Origin of the sequence: Flavobacterium sp. PL12, assembly GCF_039123485.1 — a bacterium.
Lineage (GTDB): Bacteria > Bacteroidota > Bacteroidia > Flavobacteriales > Flavobacteriaceae > Flavobacterium > Flavobacterium weaverense.
Genome location: NZ_JBANDI010000001.1, coordinates 252,404 through 260,459, shown reverse-complemented (window position 1 = coordinate 260,459; position 8,056 = coordinate 252,404). Strand labels below are relative to the sequence as shown.

General features: G+C 32.3%; 8 protein-coding genes, 2 tRNA genes and 1 pseudogene. 8 read left to right on the top strand and 3 right to left on the bottom strand.

Annotation, left to right across the window (positions count from 1 at the left end):
• A pseudogene (locus tag RCH19_RS01205) lies at nt 1–168 on the bottom strand (IS982 family transposase); the annotation flags it as partial.
• A 320-nt stretch (nt 169–488) separates the two neighbouring features.
• The gene (locus RCH19_RS01200; RefSeq protein ID WP_343021698.1) at nt 489–929 is read right to left on the bottom strand and encodes a GNAT family N-acetyltransferase; all 441 of its coding nucleotides are present in this window, start codon (nt 927–929) and stop codon (nt 489–491) included.
• Between the two features lie 171 nt (nt 930–1,100).
• On the opposite strand from RCH19_RS01200, the gene RCH19_RS01195 reads away from it, so the two are divergent.
• Nucleotides 1,101–1,173 (top strand) — tRNA-Gly (locus tag RCH19_RS01195).
• Nucleotides 1,174–1,219: 46 nt separating this feature from the next.
• Nucleotides 1,220–1,292: transfer RNA gene (locus RCH19_RS01190), tRNA-Gly, on the top strand.
• A 39-nt stretch (nt 1,293–1,331) separates the two neighbouring features.
• Here the strand turns inward: RCH19_RS01190 and pepE are convergent.
• Nucleotides 1,332–2,039 (bottom strand): dipeptidase PepE, encoded by a 708-nt coding sequence (gene pepE, locus RCH19_RS01185; protein WP_343021697.1) that lies wholly within the window; start codon nt 2,037–2,039, stop codon nt 1,332–1,334.
• 147 nt (nt 2,040–2,186) lie between these two features.
• Between pepE and RCH19_RS01180 the strand changes: the two genes are divergently transcribed.
• From RCH19_RS01180 to RCH19_RS01155, 6 genes are all read left to right on the top strand, one after another.
• On the top strand, nt 2,187–2,942 hold the full coding sequence (locus RCH19_RS01180) for a hypothetical protein (protein WP_343021696.1): 756 nt from the start codon (nt 2,187–2,189) through the stop codon (nt 2,940–2,942).
• Nucleotides 2,932–3,660 (top strand): hypothetical protein, encoded by a 729-nt coding sequence (locus RCH19_RS01175; RefSeq protein ID WP_343021695.1) that lies wholly within the window; start codon nt 2,932–2,934, stop codon nt 3,658–3,660. Before RCH19_RS01180 ends, RCH19_RS01175 begins: the two co-directional genes overlap by 11 nt.
• Nucleotides 3,647–4,411 (top strand): hypothetical protein, encoded by a 765-nt coding sequence (locus RCH19_RS01170; RefSeq protein WP_343021694.1) that lies wholly within the window; start codon nt 3,647–3,649, stop codon nt 4,409–4,411. The genes RCH19_RS01175 and RCH19_RS01170 overlap by 14 nt, the downstream gene beginning before the upstream one ends.
• Before the next feature lie 66 nt (nt 4,412–4,477).
• Nucleotides 4,478–5,233 (top strand): hypothetical protein, encoded by a 756-nt coding sequence (locus tag RCH19_RS01165; protein ID WP_343021693.1) that lies wholly within the window; start codon nt 4,478–4,480, stop codon nt 5,231–5,233.
• A complete protein-coding gene (locus tag RCH19_RS01160; protein WP_343021692.1) occupies nt 5,230–5,733 on the top strand; it encodes a DUF6702 family protein in 504 nt (167 codons plus the stop codon). Before RCH19_RS01165 ends, RCH19_RS01160 begins: the two co-directional genes overlap by 4 nt.
• A gap of 63 nt (nt 5,734–5,796) precedes the next feature.
• On the top strand, nt 5,797–8,040 hold the full coding sequence (locus RCH19_RS01155; protein ID WP_343021691.1) for a M1 family metallopeptidase: 2,244 nt from the start codon (nt 5,797–5,799) through the stop codon (nt 8,038–8,040).
• Nucleotides 8,041–8,056 lie beyond the last annotated feature (16 nt).

Below are 8,056 nucleotides of genomic sequence, written 5' to 3'. Positions count from 1 at the left end.
ACTGCGCTCAATTAAATTTGGTATTTGCGTTGCTGTTAATTGTTTAAACAAGTCATTTTCACTGTCAATTGACATATATTCAGCAACTAAACTTAACGCAACAACTTCGATATCAGTCATTTTAAATTTTCTTCCTACAGCAGAATGGTACGGTGAATCGCAATTCAAGGAACTAATAACTTCTAAAATTCTTAAATAATTTTTCTTTATATTTGACATGGATATTGGTTGTTTAGCGACTTCAAGATACTGAATTTCAGTATCTTGACCAATATCTAAGTCATTTATTTTACTTTAAATAATTACACCCAACGGGTTATTCTTAATACAATTATAATTCCCTATAGATTCTAGTTTAGATGATAAACTAGAATCTATAGGGAATTTTTTATTAGAGTAATTTTGATTTTTTTGAAAACTGCCAAGTTCTTATTTCTAAAGTGTTAGAAGCAAATTTAAATAACGCGAGTTTCACGACACTGCAAACTCTATTTCAGTTCTTTGTACATTACATAGTGCTCACCAACACCTGATATTTCAAAAGGTTCCCCTTTTATCTTGTATCCCATTTTTTTATAAAAACCAGTTGCTTCTTGTCTTGCGTTAAACCAAATTAAATCGGTTTTCTCTACGGAACAAAATTCTTCAGCATTTTGAATTAACAGATCACCAAAACCTTTTTTCTGACTTTCTTTTAAAACTGCCATTCCCCGAATTTGAAATTGATTTTTCAAACTAAATAATTCGGTATTTGCTTTAAATAAAGACACTACTCCTGAAAGGTTTTCATCTTTATATAATCCAATATGAACGGTTGTTGGTAAATTATCTCCATCAAAAGTGCAAGTTTGGATAGGTTTTCCAATTCGAAGTACCAGATGTCGGACAGGAATTACTTCTAAAGCGGTTATTTTTCTTAAATTTATCATTAGATTTTTAATTTTTTTTTAGTGCTTCTAAATTTATAATAATTTCATATTAAATTCTTTATGATTGTAAATGGCTTTATAGTAGCAAAGTTTAAAGTTTACTTTTAGACTTTTTCAAAAAAAAACTTGCATTCAAGCAAACTTATTAATTATATTTGTACCGTTGTTAATGCGAAAGTAGCTCAGTTGGTAGAGCTCCAGCCTTCCAAGCTGGTTGTCGCGAGTTCGAGCCTCGTCTTTCGCTCTAAATATTCAAATTTATTTTGAAATTTTATTTTACTGTTTATAATGCGAAAGTAGCTCAGTTGGTAGAGCTCCAGCCTTCCAAGCTGGTTGTCGCGAGTTCGAGCCTCGTCTTTCGCTCTAAAACCTCAAACTCTGTTTGAGGTTTTTTTGTTTTGTCTATTTTATAAAACTAAGATCTTTTCCACTTTCTAATTCGACAGGAGTATTGTTCTGCGTAAATAAACGTGCAGTTAAATTTCCTTTTAAAGTGATTTTATCTCCTTTTACTTCAAGCCAACTTCCTTCACGAAGTCCTAGCACAGGAACTGAATTATAAGCATGGAATTCTTTAATTCTAGTTTCTCTTGTCTCACCCATGTGATTCGAATTTAAGTCGGGATCTAAATAATGAGGATTTAAATTAAAAGGAATTAAGCCTAGTGTTTGAAAACTTGGCGGATAAACTATCGGCATGTCATTTGTAGTTTGCATTGAAAGTCCGCATATGTTACTGCCGGCGCTAGTCCCTAAATAGGGAGTTCCATTCTTTACAGCTTCTGAAAGAGTTCTCATGATATTCTTTTTATACAATTGTGAAACAAGAACAAATGTGCTTCCTCCACCAGTAAAAATACCTTCGGCATTTTTAATTGCTAATGCTGCATCTTCAAATTCATGAACTCCAGTTACTTTTTTATTTATTTTGGCGAAAGCCAATGCAACTTTTGTTGTGTACTCCTCATGCGAAATTCCTCCAGGTCGAGCATAAGGTATAAATAGAATAGTATTGCAGTTTTGAAAATGTATTTCTAGCTCTGGTAATAAATAATCTAGAAAATCACCGTTATTTATTGATGATGAGCTTGCGATTAATATGTTTTTCATTTTTATATTTCTTAATTTATGCTAAAGATAGAGATAAGGTTATTTTATTTCAAACTTTTAATTAACATTTTTTTACCAAGGCATTAGCAGTTAATTTAGAAGGCATTAGGATACTTTTACGTGCTATCAATTACAGCTTTTGAAACTATGATTAGAATTGTGTATTTATTTTTGGCTCTTGCATCAGCTAATATTTGGGCGCAACAAATTCCAAGAACACAATTGAAAGGCAAAGTTTTTGCTGAAATAGCTGCTTTAGATGGCATTTATGTAGTAAATCAAAAAACCGAAAAGACTTCGATTACAAATCAAGAAGGTGAATTTACAACTTTTGCAACCGTGGGCGATACTTTGGTTTTTTCCTCGGCACAATTTCCGGAAATGAGAATAGCTTTAACTAGTAAGGATTTTCAAGATAAGCTTGTAACTGTGAAAATGAACGCTGTAATAAATCAACTTGATGAGGTGATTGTAAGTAATAGAATTAATTCTGTTTCGATGGGAATAATTCCAAAAGGTCAGAGATCTTATACTCCAGCAGAACGAAGATTAAGCACCGCTACTAATTTAAATGCATCTGCAAATGTAGGTACAATGATGGGCGGATCAATTTCTGCAGATCCATTGCTTAACTGGATTTCTGGTCGGACTAAGATGCTAAAGAAAGAATTAGAAGTTGAAAAAAAAGAATCCTACCTCAGACAGCTTGAAAATATGTTTGATGCAAATTTTTACGTCAACAAATTAAAAATCCCTTCAGAATACGTAAAAGGGTTTGAATATTATGCTGTGGAAAATGAGAGTTTTGTTACTATTTTAAAATCTAAAAATCTAGCAACAACAACTTTTCTGATAAGTGAATTAGCTATTAAATATAAAGAAATTATCGCGAGTGAAAATTAAAATTACATTACAGTTACTCTTTATTTTAGTGTTCCATTTCGCCACTTCGCAAACAAGAGAAGTGAAGGAAATTAGCGGTTCAATAACTGCCGACTCCGTATCTGTGGAGTGGGTAAATATTGTAAATACTACAACTGAGAAAGCAACGGTTTCAGATACCAATGGTAATTTTAAATTATTAGTTAGCGTAAATGACATCTTGATTTTAACGGCTGTTAATTTGGAAACTGTTCGAAGGAAAATTGTTTCAGAAGATTTAGTGAAAGATTTTTTAACCATTAAAATGATTTCTCGAAGTGTACTGCTGAAAGAAGTAGTAGTTAATGAAGCAACCTTTTCTGCAGAGAGTTTGGGAATAATTCCATACGGACAGAAAAAATACTCAGCCGCCGAAAGAAAATTATATACGGCAACTTCTGGAAATGGAATAGATGGATTACTTAATACCATTTCTGGGCGAAAAGCGATGTTGAAAAAAGAGATTATTGTAGAGAAAAAGGAGCGACTCTTAGCTCGTATTGATGTGCTGTTTGAAGATCATTATTATCTCGAAACTTTAAAAATTCCTAAATTGTACATAAAAGGATTTCAGTATTACTGTGTAGAAGATGTTCCTTTTGCTAATGCACTTCGCGCTAAAAACAAAGCCTTAGTCATGTTTTTGATTGTAGAACTTGCTGAAACTTATAATGAAATAATTGCTGTTGAAAACAAGTAGAATTATAATTTTATTTTTCCTTCTAATCCGTCAAATTTCTTTTGGTCAGGTCGCTAATGAAAAAATGATTTATGGTAAAATCATATTAGATTCTAATGATGCTAGTGCAGTGCATATACTAAACGTAGTAAATGGAAAAACAAGCGAAAATAACAAAGAAGGTTATTTTTATATTTCGGCTAAAATAAATGATGTCTTAGTTTTTACAGCAGAAAACTTAGAATCCCATCGGTTAAAAATCAATTCTACTATTTTTTTATCTGGAGAATTTTTTGTAAAAATGTTTCCTAAAACAATACAACTTAAAGATGTGGTTGTAAAAAAAAGTAATTTTTCGGCAGTGTCATTAGGTATTCTGTCTAAGGAACCTAAGAGATATTCTCCAGCTGAACGGAAATTACAAACTGCCGGCGATTTTAAACCTATAATGTTACTTAATTTGATAGGTGGTACGATGCCACTTGATCCGTTGATAAATAAGATTAATGGTAGAACAAAGAGATTAAAGAAGTTGGTGGCTCTAGAGCAGAAAGAAATTTATCTCAACAAGATTTCTGAATTGTACCCACAGGACTTTTTTACCAATACTTTAAGCATTTCCTCTAAGTACGTTAGTGGTTTTAAATATTATATTGTCGAAAACGATGCTTTTTTGAAGGTGCTAACTTCTAACAATGCAGATGAAATTACCTTTTTTATGATTACATTAGCTCAGGAATATAAAGCACTTGCCCTTATTGAAAAAAAATAAGTGCATCATGATTTTTTCCTAATATAAAATTTTCTTTAAAGTTATAGAATGTAAAACCACTCCCAAATGAAAAATAAAATCGGAATAATTTGCTTGATTTTCTTTACCCAATTTATTTTTGCTCAAAATGAAAATAGGAAACCCTTGCATGGTCAGTTTCAAAATGAAACTTCACTTGTCGATAATGGTTACGTTTTTAATTTAAATTCGAAAACACGCACCTTTATAAGTAATCAAGGTTTTTTTGATATTTTGGCAAAAGCCAAAGATACTTTGCTAGTATCAAGTGCTACCTTTAAGTCGCGTAAAATCGTTCTTCAAGACAAAGATTTTTTAAAGCCATTATTAGTTCTCAACTTAGAATCGCAAACCACGATTCTTAATGAAGTTATTGTGAAAGGTAAAACAGAAATAAAGCCCGCAATTCCAAGTTCTCAAAAAATTGTTGATATGGAGTTTATCGATGATGTTCAATCTTCTCCTAAAAATAGAGCGATGCCATCTGATGGAACTATAGAAAACGGAATGGACTTTGTTCGAATGTTTAAAATGGTTTCTAAATTATTCAGAAAAGAAAACGCTGAAAAGGCGGAGTCAATTTCACAACTAGGATTTGCTGATGCTGTTTCAAAAGGTGTAGACCGCTATTTTTTTACAAATACCTTGAACTTGAAAGTGGACGAAATTGGGCTTTTTCTTGATTATTGTGAAAATGATCCAAAATCGAAAACATTATTAAAAGAAAAAGATGAATTTATGTTGATCGATTTTCTAATCACCAAGAATGAAGAGTTTAAAAGAATTACTACTTTTGAAAAATGAAAAAAACAATTTTAATTACATTTTTAGGTTTTTTATTTTTAACCCTTACTTCCTTTAGTGCGCATAAGTTCTACGTTTCGCTCTACCAAGTAAATTATGCTCCTGAAAAGAAGATGTTACAGATAACAGCAAGGTTATTTGTTGATGATGTGAATAACAGTATTGGAAAAAAGTATAAAAAGAAAATGAATCTAGGTTCTGAAACGGAAACGGTAGAGGATTTAAATTTGTTTAAAAAATATTTCAATGAAAAATTTTCTATCAAAGTAAATGGCCAACTTAAATCTACCCAGTTCTTAAGCAAAGAAATGGAGGGAGATGTGCTTATTTGTTACTTCAGTATTAAAGATATTAACAAGGTAACTGGATTAGAAATTTACAATGCTATCATCACCGAAGGAAACTCAGAGCAGCAAAATATTATGCATTTTAATGTTTTAGGAGTGAAAAATACGTTGCTTTTTAGTGAATCATCATCTAAGGGCATGTTAAAATATTAATTATATAAGATAGATTTATATAAAATTGTTATTTTCACAGATTGAAAAACCAGATTTAAACCTATGAGAAAATTATCCTTATTATTATTTCTTCCGGCATTATTGTTTGCTCAAGAAAAAACACCTGCATCTGCTACTAAAGAACCAGGCAGATACGACAACAATAAGTTCAGTCAAATGTATGATTTGTTAGCAACTCCTAACATGTTTCGTACTGCATCTGGAGCGCCAGGTCCAGCATATTATCAACAACAAGCTGATTACAAAATAGACATTGAGCTAGATGATAAAAATTCTAGCATCAAAGGTTCTGAGGTAATTACATATCATAATAATTCTCCAGACACTTTGGAGTATTTATGGATACAGTTAGACCAAAATCAAGCAGCAAAAACTTCTGAAACACCTTTAGCAGATAGCCAAAGAATGGAGCAGGTTTTTCCAGCATCAAATTTTGCTAATAAATTTTTGAAACAAGATTTAGATCGAGGATTTAATATTGAGTCGGTAAAAGATATAAAAGGTAGCCCATTGTCTTACACGATTAATCACACAATGATGCGTATTAATTTAGTAACACCTATGAAACCTGGAGAGAAAATCTCTTTTTCGATTAAGTGGAATTACAACATCAATAACTACAGAGTAGAAGGTGGTCGTTCAGGGTATGAATTATTCGAGAAAGATGGTAACAAACTTTATGTAATTGCTCAGTTTTATCCAAGAATGGCCGTTTATAACGATGTTGAAGGATGGCAAAATATGCAATTCTGGGGAACAGGTGAATTTACATTGCCTTTCGGTAATTTTGATGTAAACATTACAGTTCCAGCTGATCACGTTATGGAAGCTACTGGTGATTTAATGAACAGAAGTGAAGTTTTCACGCCTGAGCAAGTAAAAAGATATGAGTTGGCATTGAAAACGTACGACAAGCCAGTTGTTATTGTTACTCAAGCGGAAGCGGAAGCAGCTGAAAAAGGATTCTCAAACAAGAAGAAAACTTGGAAGTTTAGTGCTAAGAATGTAAGAGATTTTGGTATTTCTACTTCAAGAAAATTCATTCTTGATATGATGGCTGTGAAGTTAAGTGAAAGGTCAGTAATGGCAGTTTCTATATATCCTAAGGAAGCAAATCCTTTTTGGGGTGAAACAGCAACACGTACTGTAGCGCACACATTGAAAAGCTACTCGTCACATACTTTTGATTATCCTTATCCAAAAGCTGTTTCAGTATCTGCAGAAGATCAAGGAATGGAATATCCTATGATTTGCTGGAATTACGGTCGTCCTGATGAAAATGGGGTGCTAAGTGAGCGAATTAAAAATGGAATGATTGGAGTTACAATCCACGAAGTAGGACATAACTTTTTCCCAATGATCGTAAACTCTGATGAGCGCCAATGGTCATGGATGGATGAAGGATTGAATACCTTTTTGCAATATGTAGCTGAACAAGAAATGGGAATTAACTTTCCTTCAAGTCGTGGTCCTGCTAGTAAAATTGTACCTTATATGAGTGGAGATCAAAAATTCTTAGAACCTATCATGTCTAACTCTGAAACTATAGCTCAGTTTGGTGCAAACGCTTACGGCAAGCCTGCAACAGGATTGAATATTTTGAGAGAGACAATTATGGGAAGAGAATTGTTTGACCATGCCTTCAAAATTTACGCAAATAGATGGAAATTCAAGCATCCTACACCAGAAGACTTTTTTAGAACTATGGAAGATGCTTCTGCAGTAGATTTAGACTGGTTTTTTAGAGGATGGTTTTACTCAACTGATTTTGTAGATATTGGAGTTAAAGATGTAAAACAATATTTTGTAACTGAAACGCCTACAAAAGAATTGAAAGACGCTATTGTTAAAAGAGGTCGATTTGGCGAAGAAAAAGGTCCTTTTGTATATTTAGTTCCAAGTACAAGCGGAGAATTATCTTCTAAAAATAAGAAAGCGTTAAAAATTGAAGATGTTAATTTACTTTCAGACTATGTAAACACAAAGTTTACTGCCGAAGAAAAATCAAAATTAAAATCTCCTAAGTTTTTCTACGAAGTAGAGTTCAATAAACCAGGTGGAATGCTAATGCCTATCATTGTTGAATTAACTTATGAAGATAATACAACTGAGATGTTCAAATATCCAGCACAAATTTGGAGAAAAAATAATGATACCGCTAAGAAAGTATATGCTACTGAAAAAGCAATCAAGAAAATCCAAATAGATCCAAAATTAGAAACAGCTGACATCGATGTCACTAATAACACTTGGCCAAAACAAGAAGTAAAATCTAAATTTGACTAAGCAATTATAAAATCTA

What these genes read in the sequence shown, in the direction of transcription:
- pepE (WP_343021697.1), bottom strand. Translation starts at nt 2,039, where the DNA reads ATGAAAAACATATTAATCGCAAGCTCATCATCAATAAATAACGGTGAT.
- RCH19_RS01155 (WP_343021691.1), top strand. Translation starts at nt 5,797, where the DNA reads ATGAGAAAATTATCCTTATTATTATTTCTTCCGGCATTATTGTTTGCT.
- RCH19_RS01165 (WP_343021693.1), top strand. Translation starts at nt 4,478, where the DNA reads ATGAAAAATAAAATCGGAATAATTTGCTTGATTTTCTTTACCCAATTT.
- RCH19_RS01160 (WP_343021692.1), top strand. Translation starts at nt 5,230, where the DNA reads ATGAAAAAAACAATTTTAATTACATTTTTAGGTTTTTTATTTTTAACC.
- RCH19_RS01200 (WP_343021698.1), bottom strand. Translation starts at nt 929, where the DNA reads ATGATAAATTTAAGAAAAATAACCGCTTTAGAAGTAATTCCTGTCCGA.
- RCH19_RS01180 (WP_343021696.1), top strand. Translation starts at nt 2,187, where the DNA reads ATGATTAGAATTGTGTATTTATTTTTGGCTCTTGCATCAGCTAATATT.